General features: G+C 40.9%; 18 protein-coding genes. All 18 read right to left on the reverse strand.

Annotation, left to right across the window (positions count from 1 at the left end; translation table 11 throughout):
* Window positions 1-65: 65 nt before the first annotated feature.
* Window positions 66-3,041, reverse strand: coding sequence for a type I restriction endonuclease subunit R (locus WKT11_RS00620; protein ID WP_117675150.1), 2,976 nt, complete (start codon window positions 3,039-3,041; stop codon window positions 66-68).
* The gene (locus WKT11_RS00625) at window positions 2,947-3,603 is read right to left on the reverse strand and encodes a restriction endonuclease subunit S (protein ID WP_117675152.1); all 657 of its coding nucleotides are present in this window, start codon (window positions 3,601-3,603) and stop codon (window positions 2,947-2,949) included. Before WKT11_RS00625 ends, WKT11_RS00620 begins: the two co-directional genes overlap by 95 nt.
* Window positions 3,604-3,629: 26 nt before the next feature.
* Window positions 3,630-4,103, reverse strand: coding sequence for an NADAR family protein (locus WKT11_RS00630; protein WP_117675154.1), 474 nt, complete (start codon window positions 4,101-4,103; stop codon window positions 3,630-3,632).
* The gene (locus tag WKT11_RS00635) at window positions 4,103-4,519 is read right to left on the reverse strand and encodes a hypothetical protein (RefSeq protein ID WP_117675156.1); all 417 of its coding nucleotides are present in this window, start codon (window positions 4,517-4,519) and stop codon (window positions 4,103-4,105) included. The genes WKT11_RS00630 and WKT11_RS00635 overlap by 1 nt, the downstream gene beginning before the upstream one ends.
* A gap of 9 nt (window positions 4,520-4,528) precedes the next feature.
* A complete protein-coding gene (locus tag WKT11_RS00640; RefSeq protein ID WP_117675157.1) occupies window positions 4,529-5,176 on the reverse strand; it encodes a DUF3990 domain-containing protein in 648 nt (215 codons plus the stop codon).
* 15 nt (window positions 5,177-5,191) lie between these two features.
* Window positions 5,192-6,403 carry a restriction endonuclease subunit S gene (locus WKT11_RS00645; protein ID WP_340281681.1) on the reverse strand — a complete coding sequence of 404 codons (1,212 nt, stop codon included), beginning with the start codon at window positions 6,401-6,403 and terminating at the stop codon, window positions 5,192-5,194.
* A 3-nt stretch (window positions 6,404-6,406) separates the two neighbouring features.
* Window positions 6,407-8,005 (reverse strand): type I restriction-modification system subunit M, encoded by a 1,599-nt coding sequence (locus tag WKT11_RS00650; RefSeq protein ID WP_117675159.1) that lies wholly within the window; start codon window positions 8,003-8,005, stop codon window positions 6,407-6,409.
* Between the two features lie 174 nt (window positions 8,006-8,179).
* Window positions 8,180-10,132, reverse strand: coding sequence for a bifunctional metallophosphatase/5'-nucleotidase (locus tag WKT11_RS00655; protein ID WP_117675161.1), 1,953 nt, complete (start codon window positions 10,130-10,132; stop codon window positions 8,180-8,182).
* Window positions 10,133-10,226: 94 nt separating this feature from the next.
* A complete protein-coding gene (locus WKT11_RS00660; protein ID WP_117675163.1) occupies window positions 10,227-11,096 on the reverse strand; it encodes a DegV family protein in 870 nt (289 codons plus the stop codon).
* A gap of 192 nt (window positions 11,097-11,288) precedes the next feature.
* Entirely contained in the window at window positions 11,289-12,479 is a 1,191-nt protein-coding gene (locus WKT11_RS00665) for a S41 family peptidase (protein ID WP_117675165.1), read from the reverse strand.
* A gap of 79 nt (window positions 12,480-12,558) precedes the next feature.
* A complete protein-coding gene (ftsX, locus tag WKT11_RS00670) occupies window positions 12,559-13,464 on the reverse strand; it encodes a permease-like cell division protein FtsX (RefSeq protein ID WP_117675167.1) in 906 nt (301 codons plus the stop codon).
* Complete coding sequence (ftsE, locus tag WKT11_RS00675; RefSeq protein ID WP_117675169.1) at window positions 13,454-14,137, reverse strand: cell division ATP-binding protein FtsE; 684 nt, start codon at window positions 14,135-14,137, stop codon at window positions 13,454-13,456. The genes ftsX and ftsE overlap by 11 nt, the downstream gene beginning before the upstream one ends.
* Window positions 14,138-14,366: 229 nt before the next feature.
* Window positions 14,367-15,455 carry a PucR family transcriptional regulator gene (locus WKT11_RS00680; protein ID WP_117675172.1) on the reverse strand — a complete coding sequence of 363 codons (1,089 nt, stop codon included), beginning with the start codon at window positions 15,453-15,455 and terminating at the stop codon, window positions 14,367-14,369.
* A 203-nt stretch (window positions 15,456-15,658) separates the two neighbouring features.
* Window positions 15,659-16,531, reverse strand: coding sequence for a YitT family protein (locus WKT11_RS00685; RefSeq protein WP_117675174.1), 873 nt, complete (start codon window positions 16,529-16,531; stop codon window positions 15,659-15,661).
* Window positions 16,532-16,756: 225 nt separating this feature from the next.
* Window positions 16,757-17,122: a PqqD family protein gene (locus WKT11_RS00690; RefSeq protein ID WP_117675175.1), complete on the reverse strand. Its 366-nt coding sequence runs from the start codon at window positions 17,120-17,122 to the stop codon at window positions 16,757-16,759.
* A 24-nt stretch (window positions 17,123-17,146) separates the two neighbouring features.
* Window positions 17,147-19,045, reverse strand: a complete 1,899-nt coding sequence (locus WKT11_RS00695; protein ID WP_117675176.1) for an OPT family oligopeptide transporter — start codon at window positions 19,043-19,045, stop codon at window positions 17,147-17,149.
* Between the two features lie 177 nt (window positions 19,046-19,222).
* Window positions 19,223-21,016, reverse strand: a complete 1,794-nt coding sequence (locus WKT11_RS00700) for a cobaltochelatase CobT-related protein (protein ID WP_340281700.1) — start codon at window positions 21,014-21,016, stop codon at window positions 19,223-19,225.
* Complete coding sequence (locus WKT11_RS00705; RefSeq protein WP_340281703.1) at window positions 21,006-21,926, reverse strand: AAA family ATPase; 921 nt, start codon at window positions 21,924-21,926, stop codon at window positions 21,006-21,008. Before WKT11_RS00705 ends, WKT11_RS00700 begins: the two co-directional genes overlap by 11 nt.
* Between the last annotated feature and the right edge of the window lie 83 nt (window positions 21,927-22,009).

Below are 22,009 nucleotides of genomic sequence, written 5' to 3' on the forward strand. Positions count from 1 at the left end.
TGCGCTGATATTCACAATGTAATGATTATAGCAATTCTACAAATAGAGCGGATAAATTGATGGATTTATGCAGTCATAAGAAGAGGTTTTATCTCTTCGTCCAGAGTTTTCTTCAATTCTGCCATCATGCGATTATAAAATTTATACTTCGGCAAAGCTGTTTTCTGTGCTTCTTTGTAGCTGGTATAATCAACAGTCGCCTTAATTGCCGTTTCATTGGGGATTTTCCCATTTCTGTAATGGATTGCCGCATACATTACATCATCCTTTGACGCATACCATTGAATACAGAAATCAGAGATAACTTTTTCCACACAATCTCGTTTCATATTCTCAATAATATTAAGGATAGACTTTCCTCTGTACTTTCTGTCATCTTTCTCAATATCTGCAATCAGATTGGACATAAGGTCTGCTACTTTTTCATTATCTTTACGAAGCTCCGCCACGTACTGTTTTACTTCTTCCAGCTTTTTCTGCCGTTCCTGTGGTGTAATTTCCTCATCCTCCTCTGTCGGAGTTACAATATTCTGGATCAGGTTAATGATATATTCGTAATCAATCTTTGTACTGCTGTATGCCATCAATTCATAATCCTGATCCACCTGTGTATCACTGGAATCTGAATCCCCATGATCTTTGGAATCACGAATCTCTTCCATTACATTTTTATAATGGCCTGCATAATCGTCATATTCTGCCTCTGTAATTCCATATTCTTCCAACATACTGTCATTATACTTTGTAAAAGATTTCAGCTGTGCAAACAGGCTGTCAAACTCCTGGAACATTTTTGCAAAAATTTTCTTCTCTTTCATGGACATGCCCGGAATGTCCGAAGGCTTCTCAGCGCAGATTTTCAGTGCAGAAAGTGCTTTACGAAATGCAGGCTCTACTTCATCCCATTCTGCCAGCAACGCTGTCTCTGTGCTTCCGGCAGAATACAATTTCACTGCATTGTCCACACACTTCTTAAAAAGCTTTGGTGCCTGAAAAGTTACAATCTGCCCATATGTCTTATTGGTGTCATAAATACGGTTAGTTCTTGAAAAAGCCTGAATCAGATCATGAGGTCCCATCGGCTGACGATCAATAAAAATCGTAGACATACATGGTGCATCAAAACCTGTAAGCAGTCTGTCTACCACAATTACCAGATCCAGCTGTTCTCGTCTGCTCTTAAATCTGGCATCTTTTCTGGCAAGACGTTTATTCAGATTGCCATTATAGCTCTGTATCTGGGACATTTCATATTTCGTTCCAAACATCCCATTGTAATCATTCAAAGATTTCTGCATTTTTTCCTGATTTACATGGGAGCCTTCTTCATTTTCAGTAACAGAGTAGGTGATGGCAAATTTAGGAAAATCCGGAAGCACCTGTCTGATTTTCTCATCAATCACAAGAGAAGTTTCTCCGTTCTTTACCCTGGTAAGCAGTTCATAATATTTCTGTGCAACCTGAATGGATTTGGTTGTAAGCATGCACTCATATGTCATTCCCTTTCCGTTCTGAAAGCCTAATTTGTAATAGGATTTGTTTAAGATTACCTCCAATACCTTTAACATATGCGCTTCATTGTCATACTGGCTGCTGTCCGTTTCATCTGTCATATTTTTAGGACCATTATGCTCAACCTGAAATCCCAGAACAGCTTTGTCATGAATTGCATTCTGTATGGTATAAGAATGGAGACATTTTCCATATAATTCTTCTGTTGTTCGTGGCAAATCGCCCATCTGCGGATATGGATTCTCTGCGAAGCGTGGAGTTCCGGTAAAACCGTACCATAAAGATCTGCCAAAGAAACGTTCCAGTTCTCTCTTTGTTTTCGGTGTCACTGCCCTGTGGCACTCATCCACTACAAAAGCAATCCTCAGATTTTTGATTTTATCAAAGTCCGGGGTCCCTTCCTGCAGTCTTTTACTTATGAGAATCTGCATTTTCTGGATTGTCGTTACAATCACCTGACGGTCAGCCGATTTTAATTTCTTTTTGAGATCATTTACATTATCTGTTTCATCCACATCTACCAGATCATTATTTGCATATGCCTGAAATGCCATAGTTGTCTGTGTATCCAAATCTTTACGGTCAATAAGAAAAATCGTCTTATCAATACTTGGAATATCCATCAAAAGATTTCTTGTTGCCTTATAGGATGTCAGTGTTTTTCCCGAACCGGTTGTATGCCATACAAAACCGGATTCTCCGGTTTTTGAAGCTTCACGTATAGACTCAATGGCATGAATCTGATATGGTCTGAGCAGAATCAGCCGTCTGGCATCTTCATCCAGAACTGTGTATCTGGCAATCATTTCATGAGCCTGGGGAATACGGAGTACACTTTTTGCAAAGCTGAGATAATCTGAAACAGGATTATTCTTTCTGTCTACCCATCCACTCATAAATTTGGGATTTAACTCTGTATCCCCTGCTGCCGCAAAATATCTGGTATCCACACCGTTACTGACTACAAACATCTGCACAGCTGAGAAAATCCCGGTAAATTTATCCTCACCAATATATTTTTTAATCTGCCAGAATCCGTCCATGTAAGAATGCTGTTTATTCTTCAACTCAATATGTATCATGGGAAGCCCATTAATCATAAGAGTTACATCAAATCTTCTGTCCCGCACATCTGTAGAATCCTCATCATCTGATTTCAGTGCTTTATACTGATTAATCACTTCATAAACACTGGAACCGCCTGCAATATGCTCATGGTTCATCACTACAAGATGTAACTTTTCCGTATCCCGCTGTACATGAACCATTACCTTTCCATTCTCACCTACCAACCATTCCCCGGCTTTATAAAATGAGGAAAACTGTAGCTGGTTCTTTACCTGTTCAAATTCAGAGTCAGAAAGTCCCTCTCCATCCAGCCTGTCCTTATTATTCTGCTCCAGAATATATCTGAAATTCGCCCACAGATCCTCCTCAGTTTTTAAATCTTCCCGGTATGTCCACTGGGAATCTCCGTAAATTAGCTGTTCTATCAATTTTTCCTCTATCATTGACTCTAATTCTGACATATTTTTCTTCTCCTTTGTGTTTCGTGTGGGTGGTTGAATGGTTTGGATGGGGAATTGACTTTCGCTGGTGAAGAGTGATGAGGTGGTCGAGGGTAGAAAAATAGGCTCCGATTTTCTGTTGCTCCTCAAATTTCGGCACTGATATTTCATAACTTGCATACTCTTGTGCGTTTACTCCCGGCTGTCCTGAACGTTGCGAAGTGATGCGAATAAACTTATCATAATCATCTGTAAGTGTATTTTGAAATATAAATTCAGGTGAATAATTGCTCTTTACACGACCTCGAATTAAAAAACCTGCATAGTAAACTAATCCGTCAGATTCCTTATAAATATAGGTTTTTCCGACACTTGCACCTGTTCTTGCAAAAAGAACATCTCCATATTTGAGTTGATAATTTTCTGAGTTTGTCAAATCTATATCTGGCGAAGTCACATCATCTTGAATGAACTCATGGGAATTATCATCTATGTCTGTAATACGAATATATTTATTTTCGCCATCATATTCTTTAGCTGCCGCATTAAGTCCATACTCAAATGATTCGCAAATCTCTCCCAACTTACGCTGTTCCCAAGGATTGGCATTTACAACTGCTCTCTAACCATCACCAGAGCATATCCCAACAGATTTTTTCCCTTCCATTTGCTTTGATCAAGTCTATTGGGATCTCTCATGGACAAACCTATCCCCCAAATCTGATCTCTTACCGCACATTCTGCCAATATTGCGTCACCTGTATCAACAAGTTTTTCTTTCAATTCTACATTTTGACTGAATTTCGCCTTTAACCCTTCATAAACAATAATCTGTCTTACACCATTCCAGGTATTTTCATTATATCCATGTACCTCTCGCCCTAATTTCTTAATTTTCGCAACATCATTTGTGCTCAATATCTCCTTTGCTACTAAAGCATCATGAAAGCGACATGCTTTCTGGTACATCATAAACTGTTCCATTGAAGAAAAATCTATTCCATCAACTGTGAAATGAGTCGGATACCAGTTACTCAAATATCCATTTTCTTCATTCGGATTGTGAAAGCAGATAATATCCATTAAACCTCTCCTACTTTTCTGACTGCCAGATCAAGTTCCAGATCATGAAGTCCGTAATAGGCTTTCTTCAAGAAATCCACCGGGATTTTCTGAACAACTTCTGAACTTGGCATATTATAATACCACTGATAATATGCGTAAAACTCTCCAATCCAGTCCGGAATAAAACCTTTTAAGTTGTCTCCTTCCTGCAATCTGTAATGATCTGTTTTAAGAAAATACGACCATAAATCTTCCACATCCATCGTATTCACATAAGCCTGAGCTTCATCTATGCTCTTTCTCGTTTTACTCTTCATGTATGTGTTAATAAAATCTTCTGTATTTTTATCCGGGAATGACTGTGCTACAAAATCAAATAGCTTTCCCTGATTTTCTACAACATCACTTAAATAAGCTTCTGCATACGCTCTCATAATTCTCTCCTAAAGCAATGTACTGAATACATTCGTTACTTTGTTGGCATCAGAATCAATTAATTCCCGCATTTTTTGTCTTGCTGAAACATCTCGCTGATTATATTTTTCTCTGAATTCCATATAATCAACAGACAACAGACCGTCCTGTACTTCCTGCAAGTGCTCATATGCCAGCCTTGATTTAATACAATATTGGATTCCCAAACCACCAAGAGAAAGCAATTCCGTCAGAATATCCATATCAATATTATCTCTTACAAATTCCCTGGCAATATAGAAGTAGGAAGCATTGGCCCTCCAGCCCTTGATCACATCATATCCTTCTGTATCTATTCCATATTTCTCAATAAATTTTTTTGATAACACCCGGTAACGTTTAGAATCGGAGGCATCTCTGTGTTTCATCAGCTCTGCAAGCCATGAGAGAACATCTTTTTCCTGAAAATCCAGTATTTTTAATTGGTCTGTATCCAGTTCATATTGATGAACCCAGCCATTTTCATCATTAGGTTTACAAACAGCCCATTCCTTTGCGAGATTCAGATTATCTGTCAAATAAAACCCCATGCCATAATCATGTTTTTTCTCACCAAGTCCATATGTTGGCACTACAATTCTGTTCGAAGTTCCATGAAATAACGTAATTTTTTCCATTTGCTCACCTTTTTCCTAGACAAACATTTTCTGTAGCATGAATTTCTTTATTTTTTTCAGTTCTTCACACTTTTGCTGGTGAAGAGTGATGAGGTGGTCGAGGGTAGAAAAATAGGCTCCGATTTTCTGTTGCTCCTCAAATTTCGGCACTGATATTTCATAACTTGCATACTCTTGTGCGTTTACTCCCGGCTGTCCTGAACGTTGCGAAGTGATGCGAATAAACTTATCATAATCATCTGTAAGTGTATTTTGAAATATAAATTCAGGTGAATAATTGCTCTTTACACGACCTCGAATTAAAAAACCTGCATAGTAAACTAATCCGTCAGATTCCTTATAAATATAGGTTTTTCCGACACTTGCACCTGTTCTTGCAAAAAGAACATCTCCATATTTGAGTTGATAATTTTCTGAGTTTGTCAAATCTATATCTGGCGAAGTCACATCATCTTGAATGAACTCATGGGAATTATCATCTATGTCTGTAATACGAATATATTTATTTTCGCCATCATATTCTTTAGCTGCCGCATTAAGTCCATACTCAAATGATTCGCAAATCTCTCCCAACTTACGCTGTTCCCAAGCTTCCGTAAATCCTTCAAATCTGATTTCTGGAACTTTTTGTTCATTTTGAGGAAACATTTTTTGTAACATATATTTTTTTAAACTTTTTATTTCAGCACACTTTCGCTGGTGAAGAGTGATGAGGTGGTCGAGAGAATTAAAATACTCTCCAACTTTTGTTTGTTCTTCAATATTCGGGATTGGTAATTCTTGTTTATATAATTCTTCCCAGACAATATTTTTTCTACAAACGCTAGCTCCTTCTGTAGATGCTTTTAAAAAGAAATCCTTAGTACTGTCTTTTTTTACCCATGCTTGCATAAATAACGGATTACATCCAACAAGCTCATAAACCTTATATGCAGGCGAAATTATGCCATGCTCAAATCGCAAATTCACGTTACAATTCCCAAGGTGCAAATTTTGCGCTGACAAAATCAAATCATTTTTCTTGATTTTTAAATATCCAATATTTGATGAACCTCTAAAATGACTAAACAGTTCAGAGTTGAGATACATACCATCAATGGCACAAGAAAGCAATGTATCTTCATCTTCAACTGTTGTCTTATTTCTCGTCTCTTCCAGTAAACTACCAAACTTACGCTGTTCCCACTCATCCGTATAACCTTTAAATCTAATCTCAGGTTTTCCCATAATTTACCCCTCCATTTTCGCAATCAGTTCATCTAATGATTTCATAATTGCGTCATCTGTAGAAGTTAAATCCCTGAGCAAGGACAGGAATTCCCCCTGTGTTTTTTCTAATTCGTCATCTGTTTTCTTCATTTCGGATAACAGATCATTCAAGTCTATCTCTTCTTCTTTTTCAAAGTTATCAACATAGCGTGGGATGTTGAGGTTAAAGTCGTTCTTTTCTATTTCTTCAAAGCTGGCAAGAAATGATTCTTTTTCTACAGTTTCCCGTTTACTGTACAGTTCTATCACTTCATTGATATGCACATCTGTCATTTCATTCTGCTTCTTGCCTTTGTCAAACTTCTTTGAAGCATCAATAAACAGCACATCTCTGCCATCTCTGTGCTTCTTCAGCACAATGATACAAGTTGGAATCGAAGTATTGTAGAAAAGATTCGCAGGTAATCCAATTACTGCATAAATATTTCCGGAGCGAAGCAGTTTTTCTCTGATTTTCCCTTCCGCAGCTCCCCGAAAGAGGACACCGTGCGGAAGTACAATTGCCATAGTTCCATTATTTTTCAGATGGTACAGTCCATGCAGTAGGAAAGCGTAATCTGCTTTTGATTTCGGTGCAAGCACCCCATAATCACTGAATCTTTCATCCTGCAGAAATCCTGCTGCTGCGGTCCATTTCGCGCTGTAAGGCGGATTCATAAGTACCATATTGAAGTCTGTTTCTTCGTCTGTTGGCCAGTCTCCGTCAAGAGTGTCTCCGTTTCTCAAGTTCTGATTCTCTGCCGGAATGCCATGAAGAAACATATTCATTCTTGCAAGATTGTAAGTCGAAGTATTTAATTCCTGTCCATAATATTTGATATACTGAGAATATTTCGCATATTTTTTTGCATTAAGCAGAAGGGAGCCGGAACCCATACATGGATCATAGACAGATAATCCCTGTTTTTCTTCCTGTCCTGCGATTGCAATGCGGGTAAGAATTTTGGATACTGCCTGAGGCGTATAGAATTCACCGGCTTTCTTTCCTGTCTCTGATGCAAACTGTCCGATCAGATACTCATAGGCATTTCCAAGTATTTCCGCATCTGAATTCAATAAATCTGCTTTATCAATTTCCTTTATCAGACTTGCAACTGTATCACTCTGCTTCTGATCTCCTGTTCCCAGACGGTTGGAATACAGATCAATATCTGCAAACAGATCTGCAAAGATAGGATCACTTTGTTCAATATTATTGAATGCTTTCTGCAGCTGCTCTCTGTTAAAAGAATTATTTCTTGCGGCATCTGCAAAATATGTGTATGTAAGTTCAGGTTCGATCACATAATGGCATTCTTCTTTCATTCCCTGTTTCAGTTCTTCGCCATCTTCACTTTCCAATTCTTTTACATATACATCCAGTGCTTCTTTTAATGTCTGTGGTTTGTCATCACAGATCATATCATATACTTTGATAAGAAAAGAATCTGACAGATATTTATAGAAAATAATTCCCAAAAGATAATTTTTATATTCATTTGCATCCATTTTTGAGCGAAGAATATCTGCTCCGCTCCACAATACACTGATCAGATCTTTACTGTTTTCCATTTCAGCCATTTCACGTTCCCCCGTTTTTACTATCGCTTATGTACAGCGTAAGTATATCATATTTTTTTTGAACATGATACATACCTGTCTTAATTGTCGTGGGAAATTTCATCAGGAAATATAATCGCAGCATAAAAGGCAGTCCCTGTTAATCAGAAACTGCCCTACCACTGTTATTTGATTTTATTGACATAAATTCTTTTTTCTTCTTCTGATAATCTTTACAATTCCAAAGATCACCAACAAACTCACTCCAACAGCCACAATACAGATTCCCACAATCGCTATGGCAAATTTATTCGGATGTTTTACCAGATTTATGATGTTTTTGCTGTTGTCTACAACTTTTCTTTCGTGTGTTGTATTATAATATTCCGGCACATTTGCAATTCCGTCTTTGTCTGTGTCTTCAAAGGATTGCATGTATTCTGCGATTGCAGCCCAGGCTTTCAGTTCTTTTTTTCCATCCATGACTGCATAATCTTCCAGATTCTCTATGGGATTGCCGTTTTTATCCTTAGGGACGATGGATATCAGCCCATAGGATTTGTCCAGAACAGAACCCAGCATACGGCCAGTGTACAGGTCAGTGACAACATGATACAATTTATCGTCCTGTATTTCTTCCCTTTCCCCATCCTTGCCTGTCAGATAACAGTCTGTTACTTTATTTAAGATCATTCGGTGGGGATTATAGGTGAAATTCATTCCACTGCAATATAATCTGGCTATTGTCATAAAATCTGATATGGAGGCATCTACCTCTGCCACTGTTTTCAGTTCTTTTCCCGTTAAATATGCACTGATCAGAGGATAACCTGCAAGCCCGTCTTTTCCTGTTCCCAGCGAGAAGGAATTATATACCTGCTCCACTGTTATATTGCCTTTTGTATAAGTATCTCTTACAGTTCCGGCAGGTACGATCGCAACATCTACTTTTTCTCCATCAGAGTCTCCTGCATTCTCTACTGCATATATATAAGCATCTGATATGATATCTCCCAGATTCAACTCCTCATGCTTTGTTTCCATCTCACTGAGGCTGTTAAATTCAATGTCATTTTCTGCCAGAATTTCCTCTCTGGTATAACCAAAATTAGAGAGATAATTGGTATCAACAGTATCTGACAATTCATCTATTTTCTTCTGTGTGGCTTCATCTGCTTTGATTTCATCCGTAACCGGAACAAGCTCATAGGTATCCGTTTCCCACCGTCCATTCTCTTTCTGAGTCATGGAAAGTGTTCCCAGGTTTTTCCCATATTCTCCACAGGATACGATGCAGGTATCTCCCTGCAGGATCGGTTCTGCCAACTGTGTGTGGGTATGTCCGCTGACGATCAGATCAATGTCCGGCACATTCTTTGCAAGGATTTCATCCTCTGATACTTTTTCGTCCTCCCATGTTCCGCTGTGTGATACACAGGCGATCATGTCTACATCTTCGTTCTTCTTTATTTCCTCTACTGTTTTTTTTGCGGCTTCTGACGGGTCTTTGAAAAGAAGCTCGCAGGTAGGAGCGCAATCCAGAGAATCCTTTCCGAAAACACCCAGTACTGCAATCTTTATATCGCCTTTTTGAATTACCGTATAGTCTTTTACTCCATATGTCTGAAATGCTTCATAAATCTGTTTCTGCCCTTCACTGAGTCCGGCTTTTTTCATTGCATCCCAGTCCACATTACACACAACCATCCCGGGAAGATTTTCCCCTGAACTGACTGCGGCATTCAGCATATCTGCCAGACCATCGGAGCCGTAATCAAATTCATGATTTCCCAGAGTTGTCACATCACAGCCCAGATATCCAAGCATCCTCAGTTCGGCAGCCTCTGTGTCATATACAGTCTGTATCAGAGTTCCCATGGAGAAGTCTCCTCCATCCAGTATAAGTGTATCTGTATTCTCTTTCTCATACTCATTGATCAATGTTTTCAGCCGGGCAAATCCTCCGGTCTCCTGCTGTGTCCCGTCTACAATCGTTTGAAAGCTGTTCAAATGGGAATGCAGATCATGGGTGAACAGGATATTCAGATGTTTGGGCTGCTCTGAGGCGTTTACCTGATATCCTGTCAGACCTGAAACGCTCAGCATAAATATAAATATGAATGCGAATGCTTTTTTTAATAATTTCATAAAATTCTCCTGTAATATCAAAAATGGTTCCGCAGTATCATTTATTTTCCCGCAGGATAATGATACCATGAAACCATTTTACAAAAAAACTAATTTATCTTTCATCTCCCACAAAGAACAAAGCCATTGTTCCCGGACCTGAGTGAGCGCCGATGGTGGCTCCTACCTGATTCATGATAATCGTGTTGATCTGGTATTTTTCTTTTACTTTCTCTGCCACATAATTTGCATCGTCTTCACAGTCTCCATGACTGATAAAAACGGTATGGCAGGTGTCATGATAGCTGCCGATTTTCTCATCCATAAGCTTTACCAGCTCCTGAAGGGATTTTTTACGGCCGCGGACTTTGCCGATGGCAGTGAGTTTTCCGTCATTGTCTACATGAAGGACCGGTTTAATATTCAGCATGCTTCCTACTACTGCAGTGGTTCTGGAAATGCGGCCTCCACGGTATAGGTGGTTTAAATCATTGACTGTAAAAAGGTGTACCATATGAAGCCTGTTCTCTTCTGCCCATTTCGCAACTGTCTCCAGATCTTCTCCCTGCTCTTTCTTCTCCTGCGCAAGGTAAACCAGAAGCCCCTGACCAAGGGAAGCGCCAAGAGAATCTACCACGATGATCTTACGGTCCGGATAATCCTCCATCAATTCCTCCGCTGCGATACGGCTACTATTGTATGTACCGCTTAAAGCAGAAGAAAATGCAATATGAAGAATATCTTTTCCTTCTTTCAGGTAAGGCTCCAGCAGTGCTTTTGCATTTTCAGGATTTACCTGTGCTGTAGTTGGCATGGAACCGTTTCTCATTGCCTCATAAAATTCATGCTCCGGAAGGAAATTTCCATGCGTGTAATTTTTTCCATCCATGGAATAACTGAGATACATGCAGCCTACTCCATGGTCTTTAAGATATTCCTCCGGAAGATCTGAATTGTTGTCGGTGGTGATTACATATTCGCTCATGTTGTCGCCCTCTCGTTTTCTGATATTTTTCAATTTCTGCCCATTAACCGTTCAATGTCTTCGCAGTTACGAAGCAGAATCCGCTGCCTGCTCAGTAATGGGCTCTTCATCTTATCTATCAAGTCAGGGGCAAAATACCTTTCAACCCTGACATCATATATACAGTATAGCATCAAACTATCAGCCAAACAACTACTTTTCCTTCTCAACTGCCTTAATCGCTTCCTGCAACTGATTATCCTCCTCATGGGTAATCTCGTCTTTATTCTTATTCAGCAGGCTGGTATCCAGAGAAACCTCTATATCAGGTTTGATTCCTGTTTTGTTGATGTTGTTTCCTTTTGGAGTATAGTAGTTGGCAATAGTCAGTTTAATGGCACTTCCGTCTGAGAGCTGGCGGATGGACTGTACCACGCCTTTTCCGTAAGTGGTTGTTCCGACGATTGTTCCGATACCATAATCCTGCACTGCGCCGGCAAAAATCTCTGATGCACTGGCGCTGCTTTCATTTACCAGAACTGCAAGCGGAATCCTGAGTTCGTTTTTGCCATCACATTTTTCCTCTTCTCTGTTTCCGTCTTTGTCTTCGGTGTAAACGATCAGTCCTTCCGGAAGGATTTTTCGCAGAATATCACAGACAGAATTAAGAAGTCCACCCGGATTATTGCGGAGATCCACGATCATTTTCTCCATTCCCTGTTTTTGCAGATCATCAAAAGCTTCCTGATACTGTTCGCCGGTAACGCCTGTAAACTGTGTAATGCGGATGTAGCCGATTTTGGAATCCAGCATTTCATGGAAAACAGACGGTAATTCCACATCTGTGACAGGGACTGTGATTTCCATGGCATCTTCTTCACCTTCTCTGTGAACAGTAAGCACCACACTGTCTTTATCCGAATTGCGGACAATATCTGCAACATCAGATACCTCATCCTCTGTGATGTCTTCCCCGTCAATGGCACTGATGATGTCCCCTTCTTCCAGTCCTGCTTTTTCTCCGGGACCACCCTCATAGCATTCAACAATCTTTACTCCGCCTTCTTTGTTCTTCTCCATAAGAATGCCGATTCCCACATAGCTTCCCTCATTGGAAGAATTCTCAGAATCGTATTCCTCTGCTGTATAATATCTGGAATAAGGATCATCCAGTCCATAGAGAAGACCTGCATAAAGCCCTTCCTGAAGCTTCTCTTCATCCTTATCTCCCAGATAGTATCTGTCGATCAGCTCTTCAAGATATGCCAGCTTTGATGTACACTTGTAATCACCAAGAGCTGTTCCTTTTGCTGCAAGACCTGTTCCTGCAAAAACACCTGTACCGATGCACGTCACAACCAGTGCTCCTGCTACTGCACCTTTCCAAAATTCTTTATTTTTCATGTCTGCACTCCTGTAAAAAAGCCGCCGGTTCATGATATGATATCATTGTTCCGGCAGCTTCATGCTTGTCTGCTTTTTATTATACTCTTAAATGCTTTCTTGTTGTAAAGAAACTTCCGATCAGTCCGATTCCGATTCCAAGTCCCAGTCCTATAGGAAGCAATGTCTGATAAATCTGCCATACCGGGATAAAATCAACCACGCCGGTCAGCACATTAAATTTGTTCAGAATATAAGATACCGCCGCATTATAGCAGAAATAAAGTCCGACCAACGGTATAGCAGCACCGATAACTCCCAGCACAATGCCTTCCAGAAGGAATGGAGCTCTTACAAATGCATCGGTCGCTCCTATGTACTTCATGATTCCGATTTCTTCCTTACGAACCGCAATACCGACAGATACTGTATTGCTGATCAGGAAAATAGAAATGATAAGTAATAATGCGATGATTGCAATGGAAATATAGGAAACCAGTTTATTGACATTTCCCAGTGTCTTGGCTGCTTCCTCGGACTGATTTACCAGACGTACATGTTTCAACCCTTCTATATAAGAAACCAGCTCTGACTGTTTCGTGATATCGTTCATGTATACACTGTAGTTTGCCTGGTTTGCAAGCGGATTGTCATCTTTAAATCCGTCTGCCGCTTCAGATCCCTGAAAATATGTCTCTTTAAATTCTTCCCATGCCGCATCAGCGGATGTGAATTCAATTTTCTCTACTTCCGGGCGTTCCTTAATTTTCTTACCGATTGCCTTGATCTGTTTGTTCGTTGTTCCTTTATCAAAGAATACTGTGATCGGGACTTCCTGCTCTACTTTATGAGCAACATTGTTTACGTTATTCACGATAGAGAAGAAAATGCCAAACAAAAAAATACAGGCAGCCATGGTAATGATAGATGCCAGGGAAAACATCCAGTTTCTCTTAATGTTCTTGATACCCTGTTTCAGGGTATACCATATTGTGCTAGGCCTCATGATATTCTCCCTCTTTCTCGTCACTTATTATGGAACCTTCATGCATGGTAACTACACGTTTCTTCATTGCATTTACGATCTCTTTGTTGTGTGTTACAACAAGGACTGTGGTTCCTCTGTCATTGATCTGCTCCAGAAGCTTCATGATTTCCTCGGATGTCTTAGGATCGAGGTTACCTGTTGGCTCGTCTGCCAGAAGAATATCAGGACGGTTTACCAGAGCTCTGGCCAGTGCCACTCTCTGCTGTTCTCCACCGGAAAGTTCATCCGGGAAAGATTTGTATTTGCCGGCAAGTCCAACTTCCTGAAGTACCTCAGGGACACGTTTGCGGATTACTCGTGTCGGGCGGTTGACTACTCGCTGTGCAAATGCTACATTCTCATACACGTTTCTGTCTTTCAGGAGACGGAAATCCTGGAATACTACACCTAATTTTCGACGGTATTTGGCCACTCGTCTGTGTTTCATTCCTTCCAGACGTTCACCGCTTACGATTGTCTGGCCGGATGTGGAATCCAGTTCTTTCATAAGGAGTTTGATCAGGGTTGTTTTTCCTGATCCGCTGTTTCCTACTACGAAGACGAATTCGCCTTTATCTATATGTAAGTTCGCATGGTTTACTGCCGGAAGGCCGGGGCCATAGGATTTACTTACATCTATAAGGTCTATCATATGTTTTGTCCTCCAAAGGGTTCATGTTTTTGTAACAATATTGTAATGTATGTTTTTGGGGATTGCAAGAGGTTTTTGTGGGTTCATTGAATGTTCATAGTTTGACTGCTCTCTAATCCCGAATTTAAACTATACACTGTGTAAAGAGATTTGTAAAGTAAAAATGCCTGTCACAACGTGTAAGCTGTGACAGGCATTAAAGTTTTGTTTCCATTACAGTATATTTGTATTAGTATTCCAATGTCTCCATGTATTTCATGTAGCGTACTACCATGAGTGCTATCTTGAATGTGATGGCATCTTCAAAAACACGGAGGTCTAAGCCGGTGCTTTTCTGGAGTTTGTCGAGGCGGTATACCAGTGTATTTCTGTGGATGTAGAGTTGTCTGGATGTCTCGGATACATTCAGGCTGTTTTCAAAGAATTTATCGATGGTTACCAGTGTTTCTTCATCGAAGTCATCCGGAGATTTGCCACCGAAGATTTCTTTGATGAACATCTTACAGAGCGGGATTGGGAGCTGGTAGATCAGTCGTCCGATTCCCAGGGAGCTGTATGCGATTACTTCTTTGTCTCCGAAGAAAATCTTGCCTACATCGAGAGCCATGCGGGCCTCTTTATAGGATCGGGATACTTCTTTCAGTTCGTTGACAATGGTACCATATGCCATATGGGTCTTGCCGTCGTTACCCATTCCGAGGGTATCAAGGATGGTGTGTGCAAGCTGATCCATTTCCGGATAGTTCTCACCTTCATCGAGTTCCTTGACAACAATGATGCTCTTCTCGTCTACGGCTGTGATGAAATCTTTGCTCTTACCGCCGAAGAGGCTCTTCACACTCTCCATGGAGCTGTGGTCTTTTTCCTGCGGCATCTCGAGGATCATAACAACGCGGCGTACATCTGCTTCTATGTGCAGTTTCTTCGCACGGTTGTAAATGTCAACAAGGAGCAGGTTGTCAAGAAGAAGGTTCTTGATAAAGCTGTCTTTATCAAAGCGTTCCTTATAAGCTACGATCAGATTCTGAATCTGGAAAGCTGCGAGCTTGCCTACCATATAAGTATCTTCATCATCACCATGAGCAACTAATATATATTCCAGCTGATAGTCATCACAGACTTTAAAATACTGGAATCCCTTTACCAGCTGGCTGTCTGCCTGTGATTCCACGAAAGCCTGCACATCTGGTGTTGCGATGGAAAAATCTGCAAAAGTACTTGCGAGTACTTTGCCTTCTGTGTCGAGTACACAAAATTCTGTTCTGGAAATTTCTTTTAACCCTTCAAGAGTATTCTGAAGCACCTGATTCGATATCATCCAATTTCAATCCCTTCTCATCTATAGTATTGTTCGTGCTACCGTTCACTGCGTTCTCAGTAACATTATTCCGTTTTAACCATAAAACCTTATACCTGTATTGTATTTTAATATATATTTACCAAAAATGAAAGAGGAAAGATTAAAAAATTTACAATTTTTTGTATATTTTTTTGTGAGTGTTCACCTTATCTCTTCTTTTTCTACTTTTTCTCTATGAATCCTTCTCCATGGACTTCTCTGGCATCTGTCACGATCACAAAGGCTGCCGGATCGATTTCATCTACTTTTTCTTTTAACATTACGATTTCTTTTTTATTTACTACACAAAAAAGCATCAGCTTGTCCTGTCCGGAGTACATTCCTTTTGCGTTGATGCCGGTTACACCTCTGTCCAGGTCATTGATAATCATATTTGAAATTTCATCCGGCTTTCCTGTGATGATGTAAGCAGTTTTGGAGAATTTCAGACCTTCGATCAGACTGTCAGATACTTTTGTGACCAGGTATACTGCAATGATCGCATATAATGCTTTGTGGATACCAAATACGTACATACCAACCAATACAACGCCTGCGTCTATGATCTGCATAATCTGTGCGATTGAATAATGTTTCAGATATTTCTGTATAATTGCAGCCATCATATCTGTTCCGCCGGTCGTTCCACCGCCAAGAAAAACGAGTCCGATTCCCACGCCCTGGATCACACCGCCGTAAAGAGCTGCAAGCAGGAGGTCATCACCGGCAAGATTCCATACCGGCTGAAAGGCCAGCCATGCAGACAGAGAAATTTCTCCTATCAGTGCTTTCTTTACAAAAGAGAAACCATGTATCTTCCATCCGATCAGAAACAGTGGAACATTCAGTCCAATATTGGTTACCCAAAGCGGGATTCCACCGTCAATGACTCCTTTTGTCCAGGCCTTTACGATAATCGCTACACCGGAAAAACCGCCGGTAACCATTCCTGATGCATCAAATACAGAATTGATTGCCAATGCCATCAGTCCGGTTCCCACAATAATCATTAAGTATTCAAGTAATTTTGATTTCTTTCCATTTGCCAACTTCATCTTTCGCCTCCTGTTTCTATCTCTTATTCACTTCGAGCACAGCGTTTGCATTGTATCTTTTTCAGCCAGCATTTATCCACAATTCAATTCAAGCCGATATTCTCAGGCCATTTTATACTCAAATGCATCTATGATGCCACTTTATCACTGCGCCGTATTTATTTCCCCGTAAACTACAAGAACGGCAGCAATCCACGAAGGACTGCTCCCGCTCTTATTCTTACCTTATTTTCCAGGCTTATTGATAAAATTTACAAAATGATAACTCTCCATTATCTGGAAGTATTTAATGATCCTTGGATATAAAGGCTCTGCCTTCTCCCCAAATTCACCTTTTACCAGTGCTGCAATATCTTCCACTGTCTTCCTGCCATCTATGAGAGGCCAGATAAATGTACCATTGTCATCCAGATGTATCTTCGTATATCTGGGTTTTCCAAACAGTTTCTGGGCAATCGTATTAAATACACCCTTATTTTCTATTTCTAGCACCATTCTCCCCCTGATGTCCGTATGCCAGCGAAGCTGTGCACTGCGCTCAGGAATGAGATCCAGATAATTGATCTGTATTTCTTTTTTCTTTTTACTCATTTAGATATTATCATCCCCGCCTGATCAGGCTTTCTTCTTATTCCAGATACTGAATTTCAGAAGGCTTAAGATCATAAGTAACATCAGGATCACACCGCCTGCATTACCAAGGTTAATGCTTCCGGAGAGATCAAATACACTGCTTACGTTTACTACTGCAAGGATAGCAAGAAGGATACCTACAAGACCTTCACCTGCGATCATACCTGCACAGTAAAGTGTACCGTCTGTTGCCTGTTCTTCTTTTTTCTTATCATCAACATTCTTTCTTCTGTCAACGAACATACGAACAACACCACCGATCATGATAGTAGCGTTGAGGTAGATTGGAAGGTAAAGACCGATAGCAAATGGCATAACCGGAATTCTTAAGATTTCCAGACCAATTGCAAGGAATACACCGATGAATACCAGTGTCCATGGAAGCTTGCCGCCCATGATACCTTCTACGATCATCTTCATCAGAGTTGCCTGAGGAGCAGGTACTTCTGCACTTCCATATCCCCATGCAGTGTTCAGAAGATAAAGAACACCACCGATAGCAAGACCGGAAGCAAGAACACCGATAAGCTCACCGATCTGCTGTTTCTTAGGAGTTGCACCAAGGAGATAACCTGTCTTTAAGTCCTGTGAAGTATCACCTGCGATTGCTGCTACGATACAGATTACGGAACCGATAGCAATTGCAGCTTTCATTCCGTCGATACCGGTTTTGCCGGATGCTTTGATAACCATTGTTGCGATCAGAAGAGTAGCGATAGCCATACCTGATACAGGGTTATTGGAGCTTCCTACAAGACCAACCATACGGGAAGATACAGTTGCAAAGAAGAAGCCGAAGACTACGATGATCAGCGCACCGATCGGATTAACCGGGATAGCCGGAACAAGCCAGATGATTGCAACCATTGCCACAATACCGATCAGGATAATGTTCATCGGAAGATCCTGTGCAGTTCTTTCTGTACTTGTATTCTTACCGCCCTTCATGCTCTTCATGGAATCGCGGAAGGTTGTAATGATCAGAGGCAGGGATTTGATCAGGGAAATAATACCACCTGTTGCGATAGCTCCTGCTCCGATATATTTTACATAAGTACTCCAGATTTTAGCTGCTCCGCCTGCTGCATAAAGAGCAGAAATTGTTTCTGTTCCGGGATACATAACTGTATCAGCTCCGAACAGACAGATTACCGGAATCAGCACCATCCAGCCAATAAGAGAACCAACAAACATAAATGATGCGATTCTTGGTCCTACGATATATCCAACACCGAGAAGTGCAGGATAGCATTCCATACCAATTTCACCTTTGAATCCTTTGAATGCTGCTGCAACGTCTGCAGGGATTACCTTTAAACCGTCAACTACAAATTTAAAGATCGCTGCGATTCCCATACCTGAGAATACTGTTGCAGCGTTTGCACCACCCTCTTCACCTGCAAGAAGAACATCTGCGCAGGCAGTTCCTTCAGGATAAAGAAGTGTTGCATGCTCTTTTACGATCAGTGCGTTACGAAGTGGTACCATAAAAAGTACACCAAGAACACCACCGCAAAGTGCGATTAATGTAATTTCCACGATACCCGGCATTTCACAAAGTCCTTCTTCTGCCCAAAGGAACAGAGCAGGCATTGTGAAAATTGCACCGGCTGCCAGTGATTCACCGGCTGAACCGATTGTCTGGACCATGTTGCTCTCCAGAATGGAGTTCTTTTTCATGATCTTGCGAATTACGCCCATGGAAATAACTGCTGCCGGAATGGAAGCAGATACAGTCATACCAACACGCAGACCAAGATAAGCATTGGCTGCACCGAAGATGACTGCAAGGATAACACCCATGATGATGGATGTCACCGTAAATTCTGGTGTGATCTTGTCAGCCGGAATATACGGTTTGAACTCTTTGTTTTCGTTCATGATTTCCTCTCCCTTTTGTATTAATTTATAAACATAAAACATTATAGCGAAATTTGTACAAAAAGGCAAGGTGAAAAAACTGGTTTTTATGCACTTTATCATATTGACGTGCTAATCTTATAATCTCTTAACATATCAACACGCTCAAACGGCATATTTTCGCCCTGTTTTATCAGTCTATTCATCCGAATCCAACTGTTTAATCAGGTATTTCCCAACAATTCTGGAAAAATTCGAAATATTCCGGATATATGCGAAATCTTTGCCAAATATTTTTTTTTCTGTGGAAAGATCCTTTTCTTCCCCCGCAAACACTCCCAGAACACTTACTCCAAGGTTTCGCAGGTGCCGCACTTCTGTTGCAGTATCATTAACTGCATATTTTCCCATATAAGGTTCCGGATTCTTTGCGTGAGGTCTGTTTACGATGACATCGTATGGTTTTCCATCACTTAATACAATGAGGATTTTTTTCTCCTCAGGTCTCTGAAGCAGACCGTATCCTGCGGTTTTAATAGCAAGTCCGTCCCTGTTATTGGAAGAAGTTACATAATTAAAAATATTTTCATTGGCTGACTGTGGATCATCGTACTCGCGGAATCTGTGAAGGATCGTATAGTCCCAGAATGTGCAGAAGCTCATGACACGGTGAGGCAGGTTTACATTGCTTAATGCTTCACTGATGATGTAGGCCTGTAATGCCACATCTCCCTGCCTGGACATCTGGGAACCGCTGGCATCAATCAGCACATCTACTACAAAATCAGATGCATCAGATTTCAATTCTCTTTTAAACAGATTTGCTTCACTGCTTCTGCCCACACGCCAGAGTCTGGACGGAATGATCGTTCCTCTGTCTGACAGTACTTCCTGCGTCTCGCTTTTCAGCACCAGCGTCTTTCGCAAAAGATCTGTGAGGGATGCGATGTTCTGCTTTACGATCCTGTGTTTGTCATGGTAGAGCCAGATATTCTTATTCTTTAATCGCACTGCATATTCGTACTGATAGTTTCGTTTGACCGGATTCTTAAGAATTCCTTCTGTAAAATAAAGGCTGCAGTCTCTGTGAAGTTCCCTGCACATCAGATAATTCATTCGCTTCTCTTCTGCAGGAGTGAGATAAGTTTTTCCGAAATTCAACTCTACATAGGTGTATGCTTTCTCAAGTTCTTCCTCTGTGAGAATTGTAATTTTGTGTTTGGTCTGGCGCTGTTTTTCCATTTCTTCAGTGACAGCAGTATCTTCCATGTCCGTAATCTTATTTGTCATCTGTTCGATGTAACTCTCCAGAGCTTCCTCATAAAGTTCTTCTGTGAGAAAATCTTCCCAGTCGTATTCTGTCAGTTCTTCCATGGTGACTGCCATAACCTGTTCCAGTGTTCCATGATCTTTCTCAAAATTCGGATCAATGATAGTGTTGTAAAGACCGTCAATAATGCGGATCAGTTCTATAGTGTCTGCAGCTGTTCTGGCTTTGTAAACCATGTCGCGGATTTTCCGAAGACGCTCTTCTACATAATGGTTTCCATTCTGCAAACGGTCACGCAGGATGGCAATCTTCAGGCGACCGAGAATATCTCCGTATGCGGGCATCTGTTCAAACTCCTGATCCAGGATATCCTCGAATGCTTCCCTCTGCATCTCCCGGACTCCCGGACGCTCCTGACAGATTTTGTCCCCGATTGCTTCTTCTACACATAGCTGTGCTACTGCAGTCAGTTCTCCTTCTCCTGCCTGACAGAAGACTTTTTTTACCAGATATAAACCAAGCAGATTCCTGTCATAATATTTCGCCAGAGCGCCCTGCTTGATGCCGTCATACAGAGCAATTGCTTTTGAGCGCAGATACAGGGAAACATCTACTTTCATATTTAATGTGTAATCCCCGCTGATAGTCCAGAGGAGATTGCGGATCCTGTTTTCCAGTTCCAGACGGTAATCGTCGATTTCTACGATTTTCTCATCTTTCATATACATCATCCCTTGTCCAGTCTGCCGGAATTCTGGTTTTCACAATATCCTCTACGATTTCTTTCTCGAAAATATCGAAAGTCTTGTTCACCACTCCCATAGTAACTGCTTTTCTCGGAGAAAGTCCGGTTTCTACAATCTTCATGGCTGCAAGGAGACCTCGCAGATCCAGAGGTTTGGTGGAAATTTCACTGTTTGTGGCTTTGAGCTGAAGATCCAGGAAAACTCCTATGAACTGTGTTCTGGCGTTTTCTTTTATATTCGGGAACATCCGGTGGAAAATAAATTCCAGGGATTCTTCAGTCTGAGCCGGCATGTCAATGACCAGAAATCTGGATACCAGCGCTTCATTGAGTTCTTTGGTTCCTGCATAACCGTAATTCATGGTTCCAATAAAACGGGCAGCCGGATGAAGATCAATTTTGTCATAGCCCGGGACATCGATGGAACGACGATAATCCAGAGTTGCATGGAGAACGGAAACTGCATCGTTCTTTGCCATATTAATCTCGTCGAGGATTCCGAAACCACCGTATTCTGCACACTGATAGATAGTTCCTTTGCGAAGCTTAACTTCATTGTCCACGAAAGTGTCTGTGCCTATCAGATCTCCGCTGTTTGTATTTACATGAAAGGAAACATTGTACGCGGGGCGGTTGAAAATATATGCCAGGTTCTCTGCAAGGATATTTTTTCCTGTTGCCTTCGGACCGGTGAGTAACAGGTTCTCCCCTTTGAGCAGTCCGGCAATGGCCATTTCCAGAATATCTTTTCCGTAAAATGGAATGGATGGTTTCACAATCCTGTCTGCGGTCTCCGGTGCCACCTCATACCGGCTACGAAATTCTTCTACTCTCTTTATCAGTTCAGGGGCTACCTGCTGCTCCTCCAGAAATTTCAGTTCTTCCATTTAGTTCTCCTTTATATAACTATTATAGTCCAGTTTGTGTTATAGAAAAAGGCCGCTTATCTTTTACAGATTCACGACCCTTT

It is taken from the genome of Blautia sp. HCN-1074 (assembly GCF_037890165.1).
Classification (GTDB): Bacteria; Bacillota; Clostridia; order Lachnospirales; family Lachnospiraceae; genus Blautia_A.